The organism is Actinomadura fulvescens, from assembly GCF_039533225.1.
GTDB classification, from domain to species: domain Bacteria; phylum Actinomycetota; class Actinomycetes; order Streptosporangiales; family Streptosporangiaceae; genus Spirillospora; species Spirillospora fulvescens.
Genome location: NZ_BAAATD010000014.1, coordinates 1 through 23,968, shown reverse-complemented (window position 1 = coordinate 23,968; position 23,968 = coordinate 1). Strand labels below are relative to the sequence as shown.

At 70.4% G+C, this 23,968-nt stretch carries 23 protein-coding genes; 12 read left to right on the top strand and 11 right to left on the bottom strand.

Annotated elements, in window-relative coordinates; all coding sequences use genetic code 11:
- Positions 1-108 precede the first annotated feature (108 nt).
- The 4 genes from ABD333_RS38055 to ABD333_RS38040 all read left to right on the top strand — a co-directional run bounded on the left by ABD333_RS38055 (position 109) and on the right by ABD333_RS38040 (position 3,053).
- The gene (locus tag ABD333_RS38055) at positions 109-585 is read left to right on the top strand and encodes a glycine-rich domain-containing protein (protein WP_344547456.1); all 477 of its coding nucleotides are present in this window, start codon (positions 109-111) and stop codon (positions 583-585) included.
- Between the two features lie 19 nt (positions 586-604).
- On the top strand, positions 605-1,441 hold the full coding sequence (locus ABD333_RS38050) for a hypothetical protein (RefSeq protein WP_344547455.1): 837 nt from the start codon (positions 605-607) through the stop codon (positions 1,439-1,441).
- Between the two features lie 3 nt (positions 1,442-1,444).
- Positions 1,445-2,236 (top strand): helix-turn-helix transcriptional regulator, encoded by a 792-nt coding sequence (locus ABD333_RS38045; RefSeq protein WP_344547454.1) that lies wholly within the window; start codon positions 1,445-1,447, stop codon positions 2,234-2,236.
- A gap of 70 nt (positions 2,237-2,306) precedes the next feature.
- Entirely contained in the window at positions 2,307-3,053 is a 747-nt protein-coding gene (locus tag ABD333_RS38040) for a glucose 1-dehydrogenase (protein ID WP_344547453.1), read from the top strand.
- On the opposite strand, the gene ABD333_RS38035 is transcribed toward ABD333_RS38040, so the two are convergent.
- The 5 genes from ABD333_RS38035 to ABD333_RS38015 form a co-directional block, all read right to left on the bottom strand.
- Positions 3,050-4,078 (bottom strand): Ig-like domain-containing protein, encoded by a 1,029-nt coding sequence (locus tag ABD333_RS38035; protein ID WP_344547452.1) that lies wholly within the window; start codon positions 4,076-4,078, stop codon positions 3,050-3,052. The genes ABD333_RS38040 and ABD333_RS38035 overlap by 4 nt on opposite strands.
- Positions 4,079-4,432: 354 nt before the next feature.
- On the bottom strand, positions 4,433-5,803 hold the full coding sequence (locus tag ABD333_RS38030; protein ID WP_344547451.1) for an FAD-binding oxidoreductase: 1,371 nt from the start codon (positions 5,801-5,803) through the stop codon (positions 4,433-4,435).
- A 29-nt stretch (positions 5,804-5,832) separates the two neighbouring features.
- Positions 5,833-6,441, bottom strand: coding sequence for a GTP cyclohydrolase I (gene folE / locus ABD333_RS38025; protein WP_344547450.1), 609 nt, complete (start codon positions 6,439-6,441; stop codon positions 5,833-5,835).
- Complete coding sequence (locus ABD333_RS38020) at positions 6,438-7,172, bottom strand: 6-pyruvoyl trahydropterin synthase family protein (protein WP_344547449.1); 735 nt, start codon at positions 7,170-7,172, stop codon at positions 6,438-6,440. Before ABD333_RS38020 ends, folE begins: the two co-directional genes overlap by 4 nt.
- Positions 7,173-7,284: 112 nt before the next feature.
- Positions 7,285-9,066, bottom strand: a complete 1,782-nt coding sequence (locus tag ABD333_RS38015) for a CocE/NonD family hydrolase (RefSeq protein ID WP_344547448.1) — start codon at positions 9,064-9,066, stop codon at positions 7,285-7,287.
- Between the two features lie 106 nt (positions 9,067-9,172).
- Between ABD333_RS38015 and ABD333_RS38010 the strand changes: the two genes are divergently transcribed.
- From ABD333_RS38010 to ABD333_RS38000, 3 genes are all read left to right on the top strand, one after another.
- Positions 9,173-10,351: a glycoside hydrolase family 1 protein gene (locus tag ABD333_RS38010; RefSeq protein ID WP_344547447.1), complete on the top strand. Its 1,179-nt coding sequence runs from the start codon at positions 9,173-9,175 to the stop codon at positions 10,349-10,351.
- Positions 10,352-10,481: 130 nt separating this feature from the next.
- Positions 10,482-12,305, top strand: coding sequence for a glycine betaine ABC transporter substrate-binding protein (locus ABD333_RS38005; RefSeq protein WP_344547446.1), 1,824 nt, complete (start codon positions 10,482-10,484; stop codon positions 12,303-12,305).
- 93 nt (positions 12,306-12,398) lie between these two features.
- Positions 12,399-12,890: a hypothetical protein gene (locus ABD333_RS38000; RefSeq protein ID WP_344547445.1), complete on the top strand. Its 492-nt coding sequence runs from the start codon at positions 12,399-12,401 to the stop codon at positions 12,888-12,890.
- Positions 12,891-12,946: 56 nt separating this feature from the next.
- Here ABD333_RS38000 and ABD333_RS37995 read toward each other — a convergent pair whose 3' ends face one another.
- The 4 genes from ABD333_RS37995 to ABD333_RS37980 form a co-directional block, all read right to left on the bottom strand.
- The gene (locus tag ABD333_RS37995) at positions 12,947-13,156 is read right to left on the bottom strand and encodes a hypothetical protein (RefSeq protein ID WP_344547444.1); all 210 of its coding nucleotides are present in this window, start codon (positions 13,154-13,156) and stop codon (positions 12,947-12,949) included.
- 2 nt (positions 13,157-13,158) lie between these two features.
- Complete coding sequence (locus tag ABD333_RS37990) at positions 13,159-13,809, bottom strand: hypothetical protein (RefSeq protein ID WP_344547443.1); 651 nt, start codon at positions 13,807-13,809, stop codon at positions 13,159-13,161.
- A gap of 127 nt (positions 13,810-13,936) precedes the next feature.
- Positions 13,937-16,192: a glycoside hydrolase family 3 C-terminal domain-containing protein gene (locus ABD333_RS37985; RefSeq protein WP_344547442.1), complete on the bottom strand. Its 2,256-nt coding sequence runs from the start codon at positions 16,190-16,192 to the stop codon at positions 13,937-13,939.
- A gap of 64 nt (positions 16,193-16,256) precedes the next feature.
- Positions 16,257-16,922: a TetR/AcrR family transcriptional regulator gene (locus tag ABD333_RS37980; RefSeq protein WP_344547441.1), complete on the bottom strand. Its 666-nt coding sequence runs from the start codon at positions 16,920-16,922 to the stop codon at positions 16,257-16,259.
- 202 nt (positions 16,923-17,124) lie between these two features.
- Here ABD333_RS37980 and ABD333_RS37975 point away from each other — a divergent pair, with 202 nt between their 5' ends.
- The 4 genes from ABD333_RS37975 to ABD333_RS37960 are packed head-to-tail and all read left to right on the top strand — an operon-like array spanning position 17,125 to position 22,250.
- Positions 17,125-18,663, top strand: coding sequence for an ABC transporter substrate-binding protein (locus ABD333_RS37975; protein ID WP_344547440.1), 1,539 nt, complete (start codon positions 17,125-17,127; stop codon positions 18,661-18,663).
- 22 nt (positions 18,664-18,685) lie between these two features.
- Positions 18,686-19,627, top strand: a complete 942-nt coding sequence (locus tag ABD333_RS37970) for an ABC transporter permease (RefSeq protein ID WP_344547439.1) — start codon at positions 18,686-18,688, stop codon at positions 19,625-19,627.
- Entirely contained in the window at positions 19,624-21,429 is a 1,806-nt protein-coding gene (locus tag ABD333_RS37965; RefSeq protein WP_344547438.1) for a dipeptide/oligopeptide/nickel ABC transporter permease/ATP-binding protein, read from the top strand. The genes ABD333_RS37970 and ABD333_RS37965 overlap by 4 nt, the downstream gene beginning before the upstream one ends.
- Positions 21,426-22,250 carry an ATP-binding cassette domain-containing protein gene (locus ABD333_RS37960; RefSeq protein WP_344547437.1) on the top strand — a complete coding sequence of 275 codons (825 nt, stop codon included), beginning with the start codon at positions 21,426-21,428 and terminating at the stop codon, positions 22,248-22,250. The genes ABD333_RS37965 and ABD333_RS37960 overlap by 4 nt, the downstream gene beginning before the upstream one ends.
- A 113-nt stretch (positions 22,251-22,363) precedes the next feature.
- Here ABD333_RS37960 and ABD333_RS37955 read toward each other — a convergent pair whose 3' ends face one another.
- Together ABD333_RS37955 and ABD333_RS37950 are read right to left on the bottom strand one after the other, a co-directional pair.
- Complete coding sequence (locus tag ABD333_RS37955; protein WP_344547436.1) at positions 22,364-22,573, bottom strand: hypothetical protein; 210 nt, start codon at positions 22,571-22,573, stop codon at positions 22,364-22,366.
- Positions 22,574-22,618: 45 nt separating this feature from the next.
- On the bottom strand, positions 22,619-23,569 hold the full coding sequence (locus ABD333_RS37950) for a helix-turn-helix domain-containing protein (protein WP_344547435.1): 951 nt from the start codon (positions 23,567-23,569) through the stop codon (positions 22,619-22,621).
- 148 nt (positions 23,570-23,717) lie between these two features.
- On the opposite strand from ABD333_RS37950, the gene ABD333_RS37945 reads away from it, so the two are divergent.
- The coding region (locus ABD333_RS37945; protein WP_344547434.1) for a hypothetical protein at positions 23,718-23,968 on the top strand (251 nt) is incomplete at its 3' end.

Sequence of the window (23,968 nt, the reverse complement as noted above, 5' to 3'; positions counted from 1 at the left end):
CCGTGAATGCGGACTGTTCACGATGGTCTCACGCGCTTGCCGCGAGGTCTCCTACTCCTTGGAAGCCCCGGCCGGGAACTGGCGGGGGCAGGACCGAAGGAGGAGCACGTGACACTCGCAGCAGAGGTCGAGGTGCGAGGAGCACTGGGCAAAGACCCGCGGGAACTCGTGACGCCCGAACAGTTCAAACAGATGACGGACGACGTCGTTGAGTTCGACAAGGTCACCCGCCCCTACGCCGAGGCCGGCGTCGCTCAGTTCCTCGTCTTCCTCAAGGCGTGGGGCGACACGATGGCCGAGGTCGGCGGCGACCCGCGCGCCTGGCTCAAGTTCGCACCGTCACCGGCCGTGGACAAGATCTGGCACCGCTCCATGATGCGCACCCGCATGTTCGCCGAGGTCTGCGACACGATCGCGGGCCGCTACATGCACCATCTTCCGATCATGGACGCCGATATCCAGAGCGGCATGGCCACCGAGCGCGGCCTTTCAGCGATGCTCGACACCGGGTACCGGGTCGACCTGGAATGGTGGATGGAAGGCCGCTCCTGCTGCCCGGAGAACTGCGGCACCATCGGTGACTGACCACACCAGGGGATGATCCGTGCGTATCGACTGGACCGAGCTGCCCACCGAGATCCAGGCTGCCGTCGAGGCCCACACCGGCCAGGTCGGCAGTGTCGTCCCGGCCGCCGAGGGCAATCACGCGAACATCGCGTCGACCGTTCACGGCGGGCGGGGGAGCGTGTTCGTCAAGGCGGCCCGCAAGCAGGCAGCGGACCAGGACGGCGCGGAGGTCCGGTCACTGCGCTGGGAGAACGCGATCAACCCCCACGTCAGCGAATTCGCCCCCCGGCTGCTGGACAGCGCCGAGGCCGGGGGGTGGTTCGCGATCATCTTCGAGCATGTCGACGGCCGGCGCGCCGATTTCGCGCCGGACTCACCCGACCTGGAGGTATTGGCCAAGACCGTCGATGCGCTGCAAAGCACCGCTGCACCTGATGCGCTGAAAAAGTACGTGCAACGCCGCTGGGAATCGGTCGTCGACGACGTGACCCCGATGGCCGGTGACCAACTCCTGCACGCCGACCTGAACCCGGCGAACTTCCTCATCACTGCCGACCGCGTCTACCTGGTCGACTGGGCGTTCGTGGCGCGCGGCGCGGCATGGGTCGAGCCTGCCCTGCTCATGCCGTGGCTGCTGCAAGCCGGCCATGAGCCCGGCGACGCCGAGCGGTGGCTGTCGCGAATCGGTTCCTGGGCCGACGCCGACCCCGCCCACCTCGATTTGTTCGCCGGTGCCTTCGCCGCCAAGTGGGCGATCAACCTGGAGAACAACTCCGAGCCGTGGGCCGTCAAGCTCGCTGCGGCGGCACGGGCGTGGGCCCACTACCGGCTGGACGGGCCGTCGGCCAGCAAGCCGGTCCGCTGGATACGATGACGTATGACCAGCGGATCGTCCATTTTGGGCCGTCGTGAGCAGCTCAGCGACTTCCTGCGTTCGCGCCGGGCGCGGCTGACGCCGGGCGACGTCGGCATGGCGGTGGCGGGCAGGCGCCGGACGCCGGGCCTGCGGCGTGAGGAGGTCGCCGTGCTGGCCGGGGTGGGCGTCTCCTGGTACACCTGGCTGGAGCAGGGCCGCGACATCAACGTCTCCGCGGAGGTCCTCGACGCGATCAGCAGAGGGCTGCGCCTGAACGAGCACGAACGCGTGCATCTCCATCGGCTGGCAGGGCTCAACCCGCCTCCGCCGGGCGAGGCGCGCGGGGCCGCGGTCAGCCCGGAGCTCCGGCGGCTGATGGACTCCTGGTCACCGCGACCGGCGTTGCTGCGGGACCGGCACTGGCACATCATCGCGGTCAACGACGCGGCGCGGCGGGTGTTCGGATACGGCGACAGCGACCACAACTGCTTGATCACGTTCTTCACGAACGCCCGTTACCGTGCCATGCACGTCGAGTGGGAGTCGGTCGCGCCGAGCGTCGTCGCGGCGTTCCGTGCCGACGCCGCGCATGCCCCGGACGATCCGGAGTTCGGCCGGATCGTCGACGACCTGAGCGCCGTCAGCCCCGAGTTCGCTGAGCTGTGGGCCCGCCACGACGTCGGTCCTCTCGTTCAGGCGGTGAAGGCGGTCCGTGATCCGGAGGCGGGCGAGCTGTACTTCGACATGACGGCGCTGGCCGTGGTCGACCACCCGGACTGGTATCTGGAGCTCTACAACCCCCGGCCCACCTGAGGGTGGTGGTGTCACTCCCCGGATAGGTGCGCACTGTTCACCTCATGCGCCGGTCGGCACGCTGGAACGCATGACGAACTTCGACGGCAAGATCGCACTCATCACCGGCGGTACGAGCGGCATCGGCCTGGCGACCGCGCGGAGGCTGCTCGACGAGGGCGCCCAGGTGATCATCACTGGACGTGACAAGTCTCGGCTGGACGCCGCGGTCGAGGGCCTGCCCGGCGACCGTGTACTGGCCCTGCGCGGCGACGCGGCCGACCTTTCCGACCTGGACTCCCTGACGGACGCCGTCCGGGAGCGCTTCGGCCGCGTGGACGTGCTCTTCGCCAACGCGGGCGTCGCGTCGTTCCAGCCTGGCGCCGACGTCGCCGAGGATGAGTTCGACCGCCTGGTGAGCATCAACTTCAAGGGCGTCTTCTTCACCGTTCAGAAGACGCTGCCTCTGCTGTCCGCCGACGCGTCGATCGTGATCAACGCGTCGTGGACGGCGCACCGCGGCATGGCCGGTGCCTCGGTCTACTCGGCGACCAAGGCCGCCGTTCGCAGCCTGACGCAGACCCTCGCGGCCGAGCTCGGCCCCCAGGGAATCAGGGTCAACTCCGTGAGCCCCGGCTACATCGAGACCCCGATGTTCCATGAGAACGTCGAGCCCGAAGCACAGGCCGACGTTCTCGCCAATGTCGCCAGCGGTCGCTTCGGCACCTCCCAGGACGTCGCGGACGCCGTCGCGTTCCTCGCCTCCTCCGAGGCGTCCTACATCAACGGCCAAGACCTCATCATCGACGGCGGCCTGGTCTCCGCCATCCCCGCCTAGCGGCGCTTGGCCTTGACGATGGTGACCGTTCGCGAGGTCACCTTGGAGGTGTTGCCCGCAGCGTCGACCGCCGTCAGCGTCAGCACGTTGTTGCCTGGCAGCAGGTCGACGCAGGGCGTGCAACGCCAGGCTCCGCTGGGCTGGACGGTGGCGGTGCAGAGCTCGTCGGTGTCGAGCGTGATCTTCACCTTGGTTCCCGGTTCGGCGGTGCCGGAGAGCAACGGCCGTGGGTCGGTGCCTTTGGCGCCCTTGGCGGGGAAGCCGAGTTTGGGCGGTGTCGGTGCGGTGGCGTCGACGGTGATGCGGACGGCCGGCCCCCCGACCGTGCGACAGCATGGACCGCCCACCGAGGGCACCAGCCGATAACGTCCATCGCTCAACGGCTGGCGGACCGGTATGCGCCAGGTACCAGAGCGGCTGACAGGTCCTGACAACGACATCGGGCCGCCCGCTCCGGTGAACCGCACGGTCGCCCGGGCGCCCGGCCTTCCCTTCCCGGTGATCTGGAACGTTCGCCTGCGAAGGTGTGCACCGTTGCGCGGGGAGGTGATGAACGGGCGGAACGACGGAGACTTCGGCGGCCTGGGCTTGCCGCAACGGCGCCACGCCCGATGGTCTTCGGCCTCGCCGCTCCTGGCGGAGCCGGCCGGACGAGGGTTGGCGACCCTGCCGCCGTACAGTCGCAGGCGCACGAAAGTGGCCCCGCTGGACCTGCGGCCGAACCGTCCCCAGCGCAGGGTCGCCTTGCGGGCTCCGGGCCGGACGCGGGTCACCGCGCGTTCACCACGTCCGAACGTCCCGTCGCGGTTGGCGTCGATCCAGCCCGCCAGCGTCGCGGTCCGCCGGGTCTTGTTGCGTACGTGCAGGGTTCGCCGGAAGGCGCCGCACTTGGCGATGCGCAATCCGCGCCGGAGCGCGTCCTCGTCATCGTGCCGTCGCCGGTCGTCGGCCTTGGCGTGGCCACGCCCGGATCGGCCGGGGCCGGTCTCGCCGTCGATCCTCGCGCCCAGTCGCAGGCCCGGCACGATCGTATGGCGGGCGACCCGGTACCTCCTGGGACCGTCCGAGTAGTCGCGGCGTCCCCCGCTCTGCGCCGCTGCCGCGCCAGGTTGAGCGACGACCGCCGACGAGTCGTCCGGTGGCGGGGACGGCGAACCCCACGATTTCTCCGATGCCTCCGTTGGCGGACCGATTGGTATGACCGTGGCCAATACCGCCGTTACCAGAGCGCGGGTAGGCAGCATCAGGCGCATCTCCTTGCCGGTGTGATGTCTCGCGGCGATGACACTGGATCTACAATTACGTAACGTAATTATGACTACGCAGAGTGTTGCGCATGGCGGCCGAGACATCACTCTGACCTGGGAGTGTCGATCGTTCTAAAGCGACTTTTTAAGAATCCCTGACCCTAGGCTGTGGGGGAATCTGAAGAGGTTGTCGGGGTCGTATGCGGCTTTGATCTGGCGCAGGCGCCGCACGTGAGGGCCGTAGTAGGCGCGTTGCCAGTCGGGTAGGGCAGGCCACAGGTGGTTTTGGTAGCTGTGGCCTGAGGCGACCGGGCGTAGTTCCGCCCACAGACGGCATAGGCGGTCGCGGGCCGCCAGAACGGTGCGCATCTGGGCCGGACGGGTCACCGTGATGCTGTAACGCAGGTCGAACAGGCAGCCCCGGTGGGCCCATGCGGTCGGTGGGCCGGTGTCATAGGCGCCGCCCAGCAGGTCGATGCCCAACGACAGGTGGTGCGTGGGCGGCGGGTCGGTGAGGAAGTCGCCGATGAACGTCGGCAAGGCGTGGGGTGGGATTGGGCGGGTGAGCAGATCGTCGGCGTGGAACTGGCAGGCGGGCGCGCCCTCGGCAGACGGAGTGGTGTGCTCGCGTAGGAACTCGATGGCACGCGGGTAACGCGACGTCGTGTGGTGGTGGAGGTCGGGGGCGGCACCGATGTCGTCGACAAGCCGGTCCAGCAGCGGCGCGGCGTAGCCGGGAGCTGGCGAGGCGGGTTTGGGCGGGTGGAGCTCGACGAGGGTCACGATGACCCGGCGGCGGGCTGACTGGATCACGGTTTGGCTGGAGACGGTGTCGGGCAGGGCTGGTGTCCAGCGCTGCCAGGCCTCCACCACGCGCGCGGCGTGCGGCAGCGTCCAGACGAGTACGTGGCTGTGCAGCTCAGGGGCCGGATGGGTCGCGAAGCGCAGGCGTGTCACGACGCCGAAGTTGCCTGCGCCCGCGCCGCGCAGCGCCCAGAACAGGTCCGGATGCGACCGTGGCCCGCACGTCACCACCCGGCCGTCGGCCAAGACCACCTCGGCCTCCCGCAGGTTGTGCATCGTCAGGCCGTACGCGCGTCCGACGGCGCCGAGCCCGCCGCCTAGGGTCAGCCCGGCGATCCCTACCCCCGGGCAGGCCCCGAGCGGCACGATGCGTTCGTGGGCGTCCAGCTCACGGGCCACCCGGCCGCTGGTGGCGCCCGCGCCCACGGTGGCGAGTTCGGCGTCGACGGTGATGTGGTGCAGGGGCGAGACGTCGACCACCAGTCCGGGGCCGGTGGAGTAGCCGGCGTAGCTGTGCCCGCCCGAGCGCAGGTGCAGCGGCAACCGGTGCGTGCGGGCGAACGCCAGCGTCCGGCGTACGTCCCCGGTGCCGGCGCAGCGGACAACGGCGGCGGGACGCACGGCGGCGAACCTCGGGTCTGCGATCTGCCGCGCCTGCTCGTAGTCGGGATGATCTGGGGTGATGACCTGCCCGTTCACCGCCACCCGAAGGCGCCCCCAGTCGCTTGTCACGTTCGGGCGAGCCCCAGGAAGTTCTCGCGTAGCTGCGGGTCGGCTTGGAAGGCGCCCTTGAGGTGGAGGGTCTCCATCTGCGCGCCGGTCGACCGCGCGCCGCGCAACGTCATGCACGAGTGTTCGGCGGTGATGGCGCACGCGGCCCCGTCGCAGTCCAGCCTTGAGACGAGCGCGTGAACGATCTGTTCGCCGAGGCGTTCCTGCACCTGGGGCCGCGCCGCGTACTCCTGCACCAGCCGGGCCAGCTTGGACAGGCCCACGATCGACGCGCCGGGGGCGGGGAGGTACGCCACGTTCGCCGTGCCGGTGAAGGGCAGCAGGTGGTGCTCGCACAGCGACACGAACGGAACGTCGGTCACCGCGATGAGCCCGGGGTCAGGCGATTCGGGCGGGAAGGTCACCGCCAGGTGGCGACCGGGGTCCAGGTGCATTCCGTGTGACAGCTCGCACCAGGCGCGCACCAGCCTGGCGGGGGTGTCTGTCATCCCCGGATCGCCCACGGGGAAGCCCAGCGTCGTCATCAGGCGCCGTGCGTGCAGGCTTGCCTCCCGCTGGACCGCGGTGAGGGCGGGCCGCGAGTCGTTCAGCTCATCGACGGTCACATCCGGCTCCTTTCGCGGGTGAGCGGCGCCGCCGGGTCGATGTCCTGGCGCGCTTGCGCGGGTATTCCTGCGGCGGCGGGTATTCCTGCGGCGGCGGGTGTTCCGGCGGTGGCGGGTGTTCCGGCGGGTGTTCCTGCGACGGCGGGTGTTCCTGCGGCGAGTGTTCCGGCGGCGGGTGTTCCGGCGGCGGCGGGCTCCCGCGCCGGCGGCAGGCCTGAGGTGGCGGGGACGAAGTGGGCGCTGTTGGTGTGGGTCTCGGTCACCTTGACGTGGCCGAGCCCCGCACCGGCGGCGCACGGCAGCATCCCTTGCAACGCCTGCCGCGCGACCCGGCCGAGCATCACCGCGACCGCCTCGACCGTGGGATAGGCGAGGTCGGTCGCATGCCGTTCGGCCTGCCACCTCGAACGCTCGCCGTCGTGCCGGTCAGGGCGCGGCGGGGACGCGCCGAAGCGGTAGACCTTGCAGCCATGGTCGGCCAGCACCGAGGCCAGCGGGTCCTGGTCGCCGAGCATCGCGCCATGGTCGAGGTACTCGTCGACGAAGGCCCGCAGAGCCTTCTTGAATATGCCGAACTCCACCACGGTTCCGTCGTCGCCCAGCGCCGGGGCGCTCACCGTCACCTCCACCCACCACGAATGGCCGTGCAGGTTCTTGCATTTGTCGTTCAGATGCGGAAGACGGTGCGCCGACTCGAAGTTGTGACGGACACAGATCTGGTGCATCGTCATGACCTCACTTCCCTCCTGTGCCGGATCAGCCCGGCCCACCGCCTTCATCACCGATGGCGAGGGAGTCATGACGCACAGCAGGTAGATAGTCGGGAGATCAGGCCTCGCGGCGTCAGCGCCCTGGCCGTGAGGTGACGGGGAGCGTGAGGACGCCCGGCCGGTCGCGGTCGGTGTGCACGGTGACCGGCAGGACGGTGCGGTTGCCCAGGTAGGACATGTCGCTGGAGGCGATGACGACGCGCAGCCGGTGACCGGCCGCGAAGCGGTGCACGATGGCCGGCAGCCGTACGGTCAGCGGTTTGCGAACGTCGCTGACGCGGACCGGGGAGACCAGCCGGTGGGCGAGGGTGGCGCTGCCGTCGGGTGCGATGTCGTAGAGCTTGGCGAACAGCACCAGGCGGCCGTCGACTCCCCGGCGCTGCGAACGTTCGGCGGCAGGTGACGACAGGCGCACCGTCAGGGTGGGCGAGCCGGCCACGTCGGTGGGACGTTTCAGGGGTGCGCTGGTCCAGGCCGCGGCGGAGCCGAGAGCGTCGGAGGGCGGGACGGAGACGAGGGCGTTCTGCAACACCGACAGTTCGGAGAACGACGTCGGCCACCCGCCCAGCGGATTGCGGTAGGCCGCCCGTCCGCGTGCCACCTGCGAACGATTGGAGACCAGGCGGTCGCGCCCGGACAGGTAGAGCCGCTGCGGCCGGGACGGGGCGCTGCTGTAGGCGGGCGCGGCGTTCCCCTGGTAGCGAATCCACGGACGGAAGTAGGCGAAGCCCGGTCCGGTGTCGGCGCGACGTCCCCACAGGTAGTGGCCGAGCCACGCCAGTACGCGCCGCCCAACGTAGTTGGTGGCGGGGCGTTCCAAGTCCAGGTCGCCGGGCCGCCCGGCACCGCTGTGCCCGCCCGACATCCAGATCATCTTCACCGGCGTGCCCCGCGCGGCCAGCGCCCGGTAGGTCGCCTGGCTTTCCTGGAGGTTGAACAGGCTGTCGGCCTGCCCCTGGATCAGCAGCGTCGGCGTCCTGATCCGGGACATGTACGAGGCGACCGAGGCGGCGTGCAGATAGGCCAGGCTGGCCGGACGCGGAACGCCGTACCACAGGCTCTCGCCGACGGCCTGGCACAGCGCGGTCGGGAAGTTGGGGCATCCGGCCAGCCGTGCCGGGTCGGTCCTGGCGTCGCTGATGCCGCGGTAGGCGCCCAGGGCGAAGAAGCCGAGTCCCCAGAGCAGTTTGGTCGCGCCCGGCCCGCCGGTGAGCCGCCCGGACGCGGCGACCTGGTTGTTGGGCGCCAGCGAGTAGCGCAGGTCGTTCCAGGTGATCATCGGAACGATCGTGTCGATACGGCGGTCGACCCCGGCCGCGGCGAACTGCGCGCCGCCGCCGTACGAGCCGCCGACCATCCCCACGCGGGGGTCGCCGGGCGCGTCCATGCGGACGACGTTGATCCGGGTGCCGTCACGGGCCGCCTTGCGTCCGGCCAGGAAGTCCACGAGCTGCCGGGCGGCGGCGCCGTCGTAGGCGGGATGGTCCAGGGTGATGCGGCAGCCGCTGCCGCCCGCACCTAGTCCCGAGTACGCCAGCACCACGTACCCGCGTTGAGCGAACGCTTTGGCCAGGCCCGCCTGGTCGTCCTTGGAGCCGCCAAAGCCGTTGGTGGTCAGCAGCGCGGGCGCCCTCTTCCTAGCCGAAGCTGTGGCGGGCCGGTAGAGGTCGGCTACGACAACGCAACGCTGGGCGCCCTGCGGCCCGATCCGCACGTCGAAGCGCAGCGTCCGCACCGAGAAGGCGGCGGCGGCTTGCGCGGGGGCGGCGGCTTGCGCGGGGGCGGCGGGCAGGCCGGTGAGCAGCAGCGGGACCGCGAGCACGACGGCGACGGACCTGGCGGAACGCATGGGCATGGCGGCTCCAATGATCATCCTGGAGCAGATCTAACCACCTGGTAAGTTTTTCCGCCAGAGCGGCTCGGCGGAACGTTCCGGGCCGCCCGAGCCAAGGAGTGACGCCGTGCGAGCCTCGTTTCCGAACCGCTTCCTCTGGGGCGCGGCGGGCAGTGCCCACCAGACCGAGGGCAACAATGTGGCCAGCGACTTCTGGGCCCTGGAGAACCGGCCCGGCGGCTTCCTGCCCGAGCGCAGCGGCGACGCCTGCGACGGCTACCACCGCTGGCGCGAGGACCTGGACATCGTCCGGGACCTCGGCCTCAACGCCTACCGGTTCAGCGTGGAGTGGGCGCGGATCGAGCCGGTCGAAGGCGCGTTCTCCCGCGCCGAGCTGGCCCACTACCGGCGTGTGATCGAGGGCTGCCTGGAACGCGGCCTGACGCCCGTGGTGACGCTGCACCACTTCACCAGCCCGCTGTGGTTCCAGCGGGAGGGCGGCTGGCTCGCGCCGGACGCGACCGAGCGTTTCCGCCGCTACGTACGCGCGGTGCTGCCGATCCTGGACGGCGTCCAATGGGTCTGCACCATCAACGAGCCCAACATGCTCGCGATGATGGCGAACATGGTGAAGCGCGAGAAGCGCGAGGAGAACGTCGCCGGGGCGATGCCGCCGCCCGACCAGGCTGTCGCCGACGCGCTGCTTGCCGCACACCGGGCCACCCGCGAAGAACTGGCCGACATCAAGTCAGGCTGGACCGTCGCCAACCAGAACTTCGAGGCCGCCGAGGGCGCGGACGCCGAATGCCAGGAGTGGGCATGGTCGCGCGAAGACCAGTTCCTCGACGCCGCTGCCGACGACGACTTCATCGGCGTCCAGGCCTACACACGGGTACGGATCGGCCGGGACGGCGCTCTGCCCGTGCCGGAGAACGCCCGCCGCACCCTCACCGGATGGGAGTTCTACCCCGCCGCCCTCGGCAACGCCGTACGGCACACCGCCAAGCGCCTCCCCGCCGTACCGATCCTCGTCACCGAGAACGGAATCGCAACGGCCGACGACACCGAGCGGGTCGAGTACACCCGCGAGGCACTGGCGGGCCTGCACGCGGCAATCACCGACGGCGCCGACGTACGCGGATACCTGCACTGGTCACTGCTGGACAACTACGAATGGGGCTCCTGGAAACCGACGTTCGGCCTAGTCCACGTGGACCGCGCCACGTTCACCCGCACCGTCAAGCCCAGCGCCCGCTGGCTGGGCGACGTAGCCCGCGCCAACACCCTCGACCCGCCCCACCGGTAGTCGCCGCCGGCTCCGACCGAACCGCCGCGTCCGTCAACTGAGCGGGCCAGGCTAGGCCAACCCCACGGCGGAACCCCTCAGTGCCCGACAGGATCGAACCTGACGGGAGACGCCCACGAGAGGGGACGCGATGGACGCCGAGCCACTCCGTCCGGAAGACCCCCGCGAGGTCGCCGGATACCGCCTGATCCGGAGGATCGGGGAGGGCGGCCAGGGTGTGGTCTACCTGGCCGCCCTGCCCGACTCCGGTCAACGCCACGTGGCGTTGAAGGTGCTGGCCGGGGAGGTCGACGCGGGCTCGTTCGCCGAGATCGGGCTGGTCCAGGAGGTCGCGCGGTTCTGCACGGCGCGCGTGCTGGACGCCGGGGTGGCGGACGGGCGGGCCTACATCGTCAGCGAGTACGTGGACGGCCCCTCGTTGCTGAACGTCGTCGAGCAGAACGGGCCGCTGACCGGCATCGAGCTCGAACGGCTGGCCGTGGGGACGATCACCGCGCTGGCCGCGACGCACGCCGCCGGGGTCGTCCACCGCGACTTCAAGCCGCACAACGTCCTGCTGGCCGCCGACGGCCCCAGGGTGGTGGACTTCGGCGTGGCCGTCGCCCTCGGCACCGGCGTCGCGCAGGGCGCGGGCACGCCCCGCTACATGGCCCCCGAGCAGGCCGAACGTACCGAGATCGGCACCGCCGCCGACATCTGGAGCTGGGCCGTCACGATGGTCTTCGCCGCGCTCGGCCCCCGCGCGTTCGAGACCGGCGTCGCGCCGAACGCCTTCAACCGGCGGCTCGCGGTCGAGCGGAATCTGCCCGACCTGCCCGCCTGGCTCGGCCGGGTCGTCGGGCCATGCCTCCAGGACGTCCCCGCGCGCCGTCCCGCCGCCGACGAGATCCTGCTGAGCCTCCTCGGCTACGACGCCGAACGGCGCACCGCCCGCGACGAGACCCGCCGCGACCAGAGCGAGCGTCCCGCCGACAGCCGCACGACCGAAGACGCCGCGCCCGCGCCCCCCGGCCGTTCCCGCCGGCGGCTCGTGATCACCACCGCCCTGGCCCTCACGGCGGCGCTGACCGCCGGCCTGGGCGCGTGGCTGTGGCCCGCACCCGACAAGCCACGCCCGCTCACCACCCCGCCCACACCCCCCACCATCACGGTCGGCTCGGCGAACTTCGCCGAAAGCCGCCTGCTCGGTGAGATCTACGCGCAGGCACTGGAGGCGAAGGGCCTGCGGATCACCCGCCGTCCGGACATCGGCTCGCGCGAGGACTACTACCCGCTGCTCGTGTCCGGCGAGGTGGACGTCATGCCCGAGTACAACGGCGCGCTCGCCTCCCACGTGGGCGCGCTCGACCTGGAGACCACCGATCCCAACACGACCACGCGGGTCAACGACCGGCTCCGTGACAAGCTCCCGCCCGGCCTGGAGATCCTCGATTCGGCGCGTGCCGAGGACAAGGACGCGATCGTGGTCACCCGCAAGACCGCCAAGTCGTCCGGCCTGCGCACAATCGCCGACCTGCGCGACACCGCCGGGGAGTACGTGCTCGGCGGCGCTCCCGAGTTCCAGACGCGCCACCAAGGCCTGATCGGCCTGCGCGTCCGCTACCGCATCGCGTTCAAGGAGTTCCAGCCCTTCCGCCACGAGGACTTCGGCACCATGGCCACCCTCCTGGCCAAGGGCTCCCTCCAGGCGGCGACGCTCTTCACCACCGACCCCGCGATCCACATCCACGACCTGGTGGTGCTGGAGGACTCCGAGCACCTGTTCAGCGCCCAGAACATCACGCCGCTCGTCGACCGCACCGACGTCACCCCCGCCGCCAAGGCGGCGTTGAACGCGATCTCGGCCAAGCTGACCACCGAGGACCTGCGCTACATGAACACCCGAGTGGCCGTCAACAAGGACCGCGTCCAAAGCGTCGCCAAAGCCTGGCTAGTCCAAGCAAACCTCATCTGACCCCCGGCCGCGCACGGAGACAACTAAGAGATAGTTCGGAGAGACCCTGCTGCTTGGATTCGGCGCACCACCCCGACGAGAAGGAGCAATTCCTTGTCACGAACCGTCCGGAAACTGGCCATGGTCTCCGTCGCCGCGGCCGCGTCACTCGCGGTCACGCCCGCCGCATCGGCCGACACCTCGGCGAAATCCGCCCCCGTCAACGCGTCCGTCTCCACCGACCAGGCGACCGTCCAGGCCGGCGCCCAGGCCTGGAGCAAATGGTTCCGGCTCAACAAGGTCCGGCCCATGCGCAACGTGAAGTGCCGGACCTACGCCAGCGTCAATTCCGGATCGAAGATCAAGTACCGCGGCTATGTCGAATGCACCAAGAAGACCACGATAACGGTCTACGTCAGCGGCTCAGCGATCGGCATGAAGACGAAAACGTGCTACCGCAAGACCTGGTGCGATGTAGTTCGCTACAAGAACAACCGCAAGGGAAAGCAGAAGTGGTGCGCGACGGCCCCGATGCCGATGATCGCCAGCGAGTTCTGGCCGACCACGGACAGGTACCGCGCGCCCAAGGCGTGCATCAGGTACTGATCCCGCTTGATCGTTCACAGCAAGGCTCCTGATGCCATCAGGGGCCTTGCTGCTTCTTAGGCGGTGCGGCGGTCTTCGGTGGCCAGCCGGGCACGCAGCCAGTCGGCGCGCGTACGGTCCTGCTCGGGGGTGGGGCGCATCGCATCGAGGTCGACGGCGCCGGCGCGGAGGCGTTCGTAGTCCGGGTGGGCGGGGCCGATCACGGTGACGCCGTCTCCGACAGAGTGCGGAAGCAGGAGCTCGCCGTCCCTGAGGACTGCCTGCATGGTCACACCTCCAACCCGTAGTGCCTGACATAGTACCTGGCGACCATTTCCATGACCGGCAGCGAGCCGGACAGCTGGCGGGTCAGCCATTCGAACTGGCCGGTGATCACCAGGGCCCACGCCTCGGCCCACCATTCCCGCGGGTCGTGCCAGCGTTCCATGACCAGCAGCGGGCGGCACCGGAACATGATCGTTTCCCACTCGGGCGACTCGGCGGCGCGGCGTCGTCGTTCGATGACGTGGCCGATCTCGTGATCGGTGAGAGAGGCGCTGATGTGCGGGCCGGTGCCGATCGCCGCGGTGCGCGTCTCCCAGTCGGTGATGCCGGGGATCTCGTCCCACCTCGCCGTCCCGCCCGGACGGACGGGCTGACCGGCGAGATGCCCGAAGTGGTCCAGCCCGGTGATCGGGCCGACACCGATCCACAAACCACCGGTGAGCGCCTCGGCGACCTGTGAGGCGATCGGCCCGGGAAGCGCCGCGAGCCGGTCGATCGCCGCGATCACCTCGCCCGGTGGCGCCCCGCGGGCGGGGTCCCACTGCCTGCGGACGGCCGCTTCCAGAGAGCCCAGGTGTCTGCGGCCGTCCCTGGGGAGCAGATCGGTGTCGGCGGGGTGCGGGTCGCACCAGTACGGGTCACGGGGGGTCGTCATCGCCCGCCACATCCTGCCACGGCCGCAAATCCCGGATCGGCACACGGCCCTCAGTCCGCTACCACGTCCATGCGGAGGAACTCGGTGATGCGCGTTGCGATCTCCTTCCGGCGGCGGCTTGCGTATATCAGGCTGAGGCGTTGCGGGCGGCTGCCACCAGGTCGTCGACCGCCTCCGCGCTGAGACCGATGCCGAACGTGCGGAACTTCAGCAAGGGAATCCCACGCGCGAGGTTGAGCAGCGTGGGTGACATCTCTCCGCTGGCCAGCACGGAACGTTCGCCCAGGCGTTCCCTCAGCACAGGCCCGCCGATCGGGTGGTCGAGCCACTCGCCGAGCGTCGACATCGCGTTCAGCTCGGGTGCCCAGCCGTCGCCCGGCGTACTGAGGTCGGCTCGCAGCCGGATGTCGCGCGAGGATGCGCCTACCTCGACCGTGAAACGGCCGGGGGCGATCCGCCAGCCGCCACGGGCCGTTGACCAGTGCGCGATGTCTCGGCCGGTGAGGGTGAACGAGACGTGCGTGCTTTCGCCGGGCTCCAATCCCACCTTGGCGAAGCCACGCAGCTCGTGCCGAGGCCGGGTGGGCTGTTCCTCGTCAAAGGCGACGTACAGCTGGACCACCTCGTGCCCGGCGCGCGCGCCGACGTTGGTAACGGTGAGCGAGACCGTCCAGTCGGTGTCTCCGGTCTGGTCGGCCTCCAGATCCGAGTACTCGAAGCGCGTGTAGCTCAGCCCGTGCCCGAAGGGGTAAGCGACGGCGGTGCCGAGCGTGTCGTAGTAGCGGTAGCCGACATAGCGACCCTCGCCGTAGACGACGTGCCCGCCGCCGCCCGGGAAGTGAAGGTAGGACGGCACGTCCTGCAGCCGGACCGGGAGCGTCTCGGTCAGCCGTCCCGATGGGTTGCGCACGCCTAGCAGCAGGTCCGCGACGGCCGAGCCGCCCGCCTGCCCGGGCAACCAGCACTCCAGGATCGCCGTAGCGGCGTCCTGCCATCCGGCAACCGAGACCACACTGCCGTTAGCCAGAACGACCACGACCTGGGAGCACCGCGAGGCCACCTGGCGGAGCAGGCTCAGCTGCGCCTCCGGTAGGTCCAGTGTGGTGCGGTCGAATCCTTCGGACTCGGCCTCGTCGGGTAGGCCTAGGAAGACCAGCGCGATGTCGGCGTCCGCAGCGGATTCGACGGCCTCCTCACGCAGCGCGTCGTCGGCCTCGCCGTCCAGGCGGTATCCGGCGGCGAACGTCAGGATCCCGCCCTCGTCTATTCCCGCGTTCAGCGCCTCCCAGGCGTTGTCCAGCCGGGTCGGCACCACGTGCGAGCTGCCGTGTCCCTGGTAACGCGGGGTCAGGGCCAGTTCGCCGATCACCGCGATCCGCTGCCGCGCCGCAGGGTCCAGTGGCAGGACGTCGCCCTCGTTCTTGAGCAGCACGGCCGAGCTCGCGGCGGCCTCGCGTGCGAGCTCGTGGTGGGCCTCGACGTCCCAGTCCTGGTGCCGCTCGGCGGACGCGGCGCGCTTGGCGAGGGCTCGCAGCCGGTCGGCGGAACGGAGGACCACCGCCTCGTCCAGCCCGCCGGATCGGACGGCGTCCACGATCTGGTCGTCGGTGCCCGTCGGCGGCATTTCGAGGTCGAGCCCGGCCGCCAGCGCGGCCACGCGGTCGTTGACCGCGCCCCAGTCGGAGACCACCACGCCCTCGAAGCCCCACTCGTCGCGCAGCAGCTCGGTCAGCAGCCACCGGTTCTGCGCGGCGTACACGCCGTTGATCTTGTTGTACGAGCACATGACCATGAACGGACGGGCCTGGCGGACGATGTGCTCGAACGCCGGGAGGTAGATCTCGCGCAGCGTCGCCTCGTCCACGTCGGCGCTGATCCGCATGCGGTCGGTCTCCTGGTTGTTGACCGCGAAGTGCTTGACGCACGCGCCGATCCCGCGTGACTGGATCCCGGTGACCAGGGCCGCGCCCATGACCCCGGTCAGGTGCGGGTCCTCGGAGAAGTACTCGAAGTTGCGGCCGCACAGCGGTGAGCGCTTGATGTTGATCCCCGGCCCGAGCACGACGTCGACGCCGAGCGCCGAGGCCTCGCGGGCCAGTGCGGCGCCGACGCGGCGGGCGAGGCCGGAGTCCCACGACGAGCCCAGCGTGACCGCCGGCGGGAAGCAGGTGGCGGGCACGCTGTTGAGGAGTCCCAGGGCGTCCCCGCGCTCCGTCTCGTTCTGCCGCCGGATGCCGTGCGGGCCGTCGGACAGGGTGACCGCCGGCACCACGTCGCGGACGGCGGTGGTGTGCCAGGTGCCGGAGCCGGAGGTGAGGGAGGCCGCCTCCTGCAAGGTCAGATCGTCAAAGCCGCCTCGGCGGGCGCGGTCGTGCTGTGCCATGCGGTTCCTTGTCGTACGGGGATGTGTTGTGCGGCGGCCTGATGTGACGGGCCGCGAGTCGGTGTCAGGTGCCGCCGGCCGGGAGGTCGGCCAGTTCGTGGCGCGGCGACAGGTCAAGGTCCAGGTCCAGTCCGAGCTGCCGCAGGAACGTCACCACGGCGGCGTACATGTCGACGGCGTCCGGCTCCAGGAGCCACTGGGTCTGCAGGCCGTCCATGAGGGCCAGCAGTTGCCGGGCGACCAGGTCGGGGTCGTGCTCCAGCGGCGGGTCGGCCTGCGCGAACAGCGTCGTGAGCGCCCCGGACAGCTGCTCGCGCAGCACGCGGTAGCGGTCGACGAAGTAGGCGTGCGCCGGGTGCTCGGGGTCGACGGCCTCACCGGAGATCTTCACGTAGAGGCCGACCAGGCCGGGGGTGCGCATGTTGCGGGACACGAAGCCCACGGTGGTGCGGAGCACGCCCTCGGGGCTCGCGGCGGCCTCGGGCCCGAACAGCAGCCGGGCGTCGTCCCGGTCGCGGCGGCCGAGCACCTTGATCAGCAGGTCCTCCTTGCCGGGGAAGTGGTGCAGCAGCCCCGCGTGGGTCAGCCCGGCGTGGGCGGCGATGTCGCGCAGTGACACCGCGTAGAAGCCCGAACGGGAGAACAGCTCGGTCGCCGAGTCGAGGATGCGCGCTCGGGTGCGTTCACCTTTGGAGACGCGGCGTGGGGACGCCGGGGACTGCTCGGTCACGGAAGCCGGGCCTTTCTGCGACGACGGACGGGGTCCGGGCACGGGAGGACCCCGCCTGGGGGATGCCCGGCGCTGCGCCAACCGTACGGCCTCGACCTTTCCAGCGGCCGTGAGCAAAACCTACCACGTGGTTAGTTTTCGCTGTATGCTCGCCCGAAATCTCGCCTAGACGGCGGTTTTGCTCGCACATCGGAGTGAATCCATGAAGAAGTCCACCAGGGCCGGCGCCCTCACCGCGGTCTGCGCCATCGCGGCGTCCGCCCTCACCGGATGCGCGGACGCCGGTGGCGGCTCCGGGGCGAAGGGCTCGACGACCCTCAACCTCGCCACCCTGACCCTGCCCCAGAGCCTCGACCCGGCCGACGCGAACGGCAGCGCGCTCCCGTTCTTCCAGGCGGTCTACGACACGCTCATCAAGCGCGAGCCCAACGGCTCCTTCAGCCCGATGCTGGCGACCGAGTGGAAGTACAACGGCGACCGCACCGAGCTGACGCTCACCCTGCGCGACGGCGTGAAGTTCGACGACGGCACACCGCTGGACGCCACGGCGGTGAAGGCCAACATGGAACGCTTCGCCAAGCGGACGGGCGCGCAGGCCAAGACCCTCAAGGACGTCAAGTCCATCCAGGTCGTCGACAAGACCCATGTGACGCTGAAGCTGTCACAGCCCAACCCGGCCATGCTGTACTTCCTCAGCGACGCCGCCGGGCTCATGGCCAACCCGGCGTCCTTCGGCAAGCCCGGCGATCCGCTCAAGACCAAGCCCGACGGCACCGGCCCGTACGAGCTGGACTCCGCCAAGTCGGCGATCGGTACGCGGTGGGTGTACACGCGGGCGCGCAACTACTGGGGAACGCGCCTGCCGTACGAGAACATCACCATCACCTACTTCAACAACGAGACCGCGATCGTCAACGGGCTCCGCACGCGGCAGCTCAACGCCGCGCTGCTGCAGACGGCCGACCAGCAGGTGGCCGCCGAGTCCGACCGCAAGCTGACGACCGTCCCCCAGGAGTTCGACTTCCAGGGCATCGTGCTGTTCGACCGCGGCGGCGCGCTCGTCCCCGCGCTGCGCGACGCCCGCGTCCGCCAGGCCCTCAACCACGCGCTCGACCGCAAGACGATGCTCAGCAAGATCCGGCAGGGCCGCGGCGCGGTCACCGACCAGATCTTCGGCACGCAGGCCGCCGGCTATGTCAAGGAACTGGACGCCCACTACGCCCACGACCCGGCCAAGGCCCGCGAGCTGCTCAAGCAGGCGGGTCACGCCTCCGGCTTCACGCTGAAGCTGCCGCGCGTCTCGGCGATCGTCTCCGACGCGCTGGCCTCCTCGATCCAGACCGATCTGGCCGCCATCGGCGTCAAGGTGACCTGGGAGAACGTCGACGCGGGGGCGATCCGGAAGATCTTCACCGACCGCGGCTTCCCGGCCATGGTCATGAACCTGGGGCAGCCCGCCGACGACTGGATCGGCATCAGCGACTACGTCCTGCCCGGCGTGTTCAACATGTTCGGCACCACCGACGACACGGTGCGCGAGCTGCTGCCGAAGATCCAGAGGGCTCCGGCGGGCGAGGCCAAGACCGAGCTGCAGGCGCTCAACCGGCATCTGGTCGAGCAGGCGTGGTTCGTCCCGTTCTACCGCCTGTCCTACCTGCACGTGACCGACGGCAGCGTGAAGGTGACACCGCAGTCCGGCATGGCGGTCCCGTCGGTGTACAACTACGCCCCGGCCAAGTAACGCCCGGCACGGACCGAATCGCATGCTGAGCTTCATCGCACGCAGGCTCGCCGCAGGGGTGGCCCTCCTGTTCGTGATCTCCCTGCTGTCCTACCTGCTGCTGTCGATCCCCGACACCGACGTGGGCCGCCAGATCCTCGGGTCCGGCGCGCCCCAGGAGGTCGTGGACGCCAAGAACGCCGAGCTCGGGCTGGACCGCCCGGTGCCCGTCCAGTACGCCGACTGGCTGGCCCACGCCCTGCGCGGCGACTTCGGCACGTCCTGGTTCACCGGGGAGAACGTGGTGCAGACCATCTCCACCCGGCTGCCGGTGACCGCCAGCCTGATGATCGGCGTCACCCTGGTGACGGCCGTGCTGTCGCTGCTGCTGGGCGTGTGGGCGGGAGTGCGCCGCGGCGCCGCCGACCGCGTGGTGCAGGTGCTGGGCGTGCTGGGGTACGCGCTGCCCGGCTTCCTGGTCACGCTGATCATCGTGGTGGTGTTCGCGGTACGGCTCGGCTGGTTCCCCGCGATCGGTTACACCGGGCTGACCGAGTCGGTTCCCGGCTGGCTGTCGACGATCACGCTGCCGGTGGTGTCGCTGTCGGTGGCCGCGGTCGCGGGCGTGTCCCAGCAGGTGCGCGGCGCGGTGATCGACGTACTGCGCCAGGACTACGTCCGCACGCTGCGCGCCCGCGGCCTGCCGCCGTGGCGCATCCTGTACCGGCACGTGCTGCGCAACGCCGCCGCGCCCGCGCTGACGGTGCTCGGCATGCAGTTCGTCGGGCTGCTGGGCGGCGCGGTCATCGTGGAGCAGATCTTCGGGCTGCCGGGGATCGGCAGCATGACCGTCACCTACACCACCCGCGGCGACATCCCGGTGATCATGGCGCTGGTGATGGTCACCGTCGTCGGCGTGACCATCGTCAACCTCGTCGTGGATCTGCTGATCGGCTGGCTCAACCCGAAGGCGAGGACGGCATGAACCCGGTGGCCCGCCGCCTCCTGCGCAACCCGCTGGGGCTCGTCGCGGCGGCCGTGCTGGCGGCCGTCGTCCTGGCCGTGCTGCTGGCGCCCCTGCTCAGCCCGCAGGACCCGAACGTGTCCAACCTGCGCGACTCGTTCGCCGGACCGGCCGGCGGGCATCCGCTCGGTTTCGACTCCGCCGGACGCGACGTGCTGTCGCGGCTGCTGCACGGCGGCCGCAACACCCTCGGCGGGGCGGTGCTCGCACTGGCGGTGGCGCTGGTGATCGGGGTGCCGTCCGGGCTGGTGGCGGGCTACCGCGGAGGCCGGTTCGACGTCGCCGCCGGCTGGGTCGTCAACCTGGTCATGTCGCTGCCGGCCATGGTGGTGCTGCTGGCCTCCCGCGCGATCCTCGGCCCGACCGTCTGGGCGCTGATGATCGTGCTCGGCGTACTGATCGCCCCGAGCTTCTTCCGGCTGGTGCGCGGCACCGTCGCGGGCGTCCGCAACGAGCTGTACGTGGACGCCGCGCGGGTGTCGGGCCTGCGCGACACCCGGATCATCGCCCGGCACGTGCTCATCGTCGTACGCGCTCCGATCATCATCCAGACCGCCCTGGTCGCGGGCCTCGCCATCGGCCTCCAGGCGGGCCTGGAGTTCCTGGGCATCGGCAGCGGCTCCACCCCGACCTGGGGCGCGATGCTGAACGAGGCGTTCACCAACATCGAACGCGCCCCGACGATGATCCTCTGGCCCGGCCTGGCGCTCGGCCTCACCAGCGCGAGCCTCGTCCTGCTGGCGAGCGCACTGCGCGACGCCCTGGAAGACCGCACCACTCCCCCGCCCCGCCGCCGCCCCCGAACCACCACGCCCACGCCGAGCCCCACACCCGGCGCCACGCCTAGCACCACACCCGGCGCCGGGGTCGCGGACGCCGAGGGAGACCAGGCGGACGTGCCGTCGGTCAGCAGCCCGGACGGCTCCGACGATCGGGCCGGGCTGCTGTCGGTCCGCGGCCTGAAGGTCTCCTACGCCATGGCGGACGGCACGTCCAAGCAGGTCGTGCACGGCGTCGACCTGGACGTCCGCGAAGGCGAGATCGTGGGGCTGGTCGGCGAGTCCGGGTCCGGCAAGACGCAGACCGCGTTCTCCATCCTCGGCATCCTGCCCGAGGGCGGCCACGTCAGCGGCGGCAGCGTCACCGTCGACGGCCGCGAGATCGCCGGCCTGACCGAACGCGAGCACCGCGCCCTGCGCGGCAACGTGATCGCCTACGTGCCCCAGGAGCCGATGAGCAACCTGGACCCGTCGTTCACCATCGGCGCGCAGCTGATGGAGCCGATGCGCTACAAGCTCGGGCTCTCCAGGGCCGAGGCCCGCCGCCGCGCCGTGGACCTGCTGCGCCAGGTGGAGATCACCGACCCGGAACGCGTCATGGCGTCCCATCCCCATCAGATCTCCGGCGGCATGGCGCAGCGCGTGCTCATCGCCGGCGCGATCTCGTGCGATCCCAAGCTGCTGATCGCCGACGAACCGACCACCGCGCTGGACGTGATGGTGCAGGCCGAGGTGCTCGCCCTCCTGCGGCGCCTGCAAAAGGAGCGCGACCTCGGCGTCCTGCTCGTCACCCACAACCTCGGCGTCGTCGCCGACGCGTGCGACCGGGTCGCGGTGATGCGCGAGGGCCGCATCGTCGAGACCGGCACCGCGGAGAAGATCCTGCAGTCCCCCGGCGACCCGTACACCCGTACCCTGCTCGACGCGGTGCTCGACCAGGCCCCCACCCGCCGCCCCTGGCAGCCCGCGAAGGAGACGACGTGACCACCGACGACAATCTGCTGGAGGTCGCGGACCTGCGGGTCTCCTTCCCCGGCAGGCGCCGCCGCGCGCCGCGCACCGAGGTGCTGAAAGGGGTGTCGCTGCACGTACGGCCGGGCGAGGCACTGGGCCTGGTCGGCGGATCGGGCTCGGGCAAGACCACCATCGGCCGCGCCGTCCTCGGCCTGGTCCCGGTGGCCGCCGGCACGATCACCTTCGCCGGTGAACGCGTCGAACGGGCCACGCCGCGCCGCCGACGGCAGCTCAGCAAGGACATCCAGGTGGTCTTCCAGGACCCCTACACCTCGCTCAACCCGTCGCTGACCATCGGAGACACTCTCGCCGAGCCGCTGCTGGCCCAAGGCGTGCCCGCTGCCGACGCGCGCCGCCGGATCGGCGGTCTGCTGGACCGCGTGCGGCTGCCGTCCGACGCCGCCGGACGGCTGCCGCGCGAGTTCTCCGGCGGCCAGCGCCAGCGCGTGGCGATCGCCCGCGCGCTGGCGATCGACCCCCGGCTGATCGTGTGCGACGAGCCGGTGTCGGCGCTCGACCTGACGACCCAGCAGACGGTCCTGGACCTCTTCCTGGAGATCCAGGAACGTACCGGCGTCTCGTACCTGTTCATCTCGCACGACCTGGCCGTGGTCCGCTACATCAGCCACCGCGTGGCCGTCATCGACCAGGGAACGATCGTCGAGACGGGCGACACCGCCGAGGTCACCGAGCGGCCGCAGCACCCCTACACCCGCCGTCTCATGCTCGCCGCCCCGGTCGCCGACGTGGCCGAGCAACGAGCCCGCCGCGAGGCGTTCACGACGACGTGACCGGTGCTCAAGCCCCCGGCGGCGCCCAGACGACCCGACCGGCAGCCACCCGTAGGCGCGCCCCTGAAATTCCACAACCTCAGGGTGTCCCGCCGCGCGGCGGGACGGGGCCCTTAGGTGACGGCGGTCAACGCGGGCTTGGCCAGCACCTCGCGGAACTCCCGTACGGCGGGCCTGCGTTGCCCCTTGAGCCCGTCTCCTGTTTCGGTGGCGCGTATCCCGAGCTGTAGTTCGAGGTCGCCGGTTGCGTCGGCGGCCTCCTTGGCCGCGCGGCTCGGGTACGCCACCGCCGTGGCAATGGCCGCTTCCGCGCTGATCATCATCAGCGACGTCTGAGACGCGATCCCGCTGTAACGAGACCTGCACGGTCAGAGACTCAGCGGCTTGACCCTGATGCCTTTCGACGCCCACGGCTCGAACGCGGGGTCTTCGGCCAGGCGTTCCAACCACCGGAGTTGGTCGGTGAGGTAGGTGTAGGCCGGGCCCTGTGACCCGAACGTCACGATCGGCCCCTGTGTGCCGCGCATCCCGTGCCCGTACAGCATCACCCGCGCGGCATCGTCGATCTCCTCGATGGCGAAGCTGCACGGGAAGTTGAACGTGAAGATGCGGAAGGCCTTATGGCGCTCGCTCGCCAGGCTCAGCGGCACGAGGATCTCGCGGCTGTAGCGCTCGGGATCCTCCATCGTGGCCTCGGCGGGCTCGATGCGGTAGCGGTCCTTGCGGGATGGGCACCAGGGATCCATGACGTACACGGTCACTGGGACACCGGCGGCGGCACGCGCCTCCAGTAGCGGCAGCACCTCGCGGTGCACGTAGTAGTTGCGGGTCAGCCCGAACAGATTGATGCGGTGCCGGGCCGCGGAGATCCGGTCACGTAGATCGGCCTCGGACTCGGTGCTGGTGTACGGATAGGCATCGATGATCCCCGCGCGCTGCATGTGCGTGACCTCGGCCCCGGTGTGGTCGCTGCCGTAGCCGAGCCTGTCCGGGCGGGTGCGGTACAGGCGGCACAGGTAGTCGATCCGCTCTTGTCCCGGACGGCGTTCGCCGAGTTCCCAGCGGCACAGGGTGGCGGCGTCGATGGCGGGCGGGATGAGCCCGTCCGCCTCGTACAGCATGTCGATGCGGGCGGCCACCTCGGCGCGGGTCCATCCGTTGGCGAGCCGCCATGCCTCCAGCGGGAACACTTCGGGAAGCTCCCGCATGATCCGGTCTGCTGTCTCTTCGACCGCCAGGCCCCGGCGGATCCCATCGAAACGAATCTCGTTCGCTCGCCGCTCGATCTCGCCGCGCTTGCGGGTCGTCACCTTAGCCATGTGCCCACACTCCATCGATTGCCGCTCAACGGCAATCCTGTTGCCGCGTCCCGCCATTGCCTGGGATTGCCGAACAGCGGCAACCTCAGGAGTGGTGAACAACGGAACGCAGTGGACCGGCTACAGCCGACGCTAAGGATGTTACGGCATGACAACAGACGCGGGCGCGGCGGGAACCCTGCGCGGGGCCGCCCGCCGTGCCCGCCCAGATCGTAGGGTCGCCCGCCCTGATGGGAGAGCATCGGGCGGGCGCCGTACGACCCCGGGCGGCGCGGCGGCGGCGCTTACCCCCGAGAGCGACGCCGCCGCGCCTCAGATCCCCGGCACGTTCTACGCCTGGGACGTGGAGATCGCGGGTCGCCAGCCACGCGGCATCTCCGGCGTCACCGACCAGGCGGC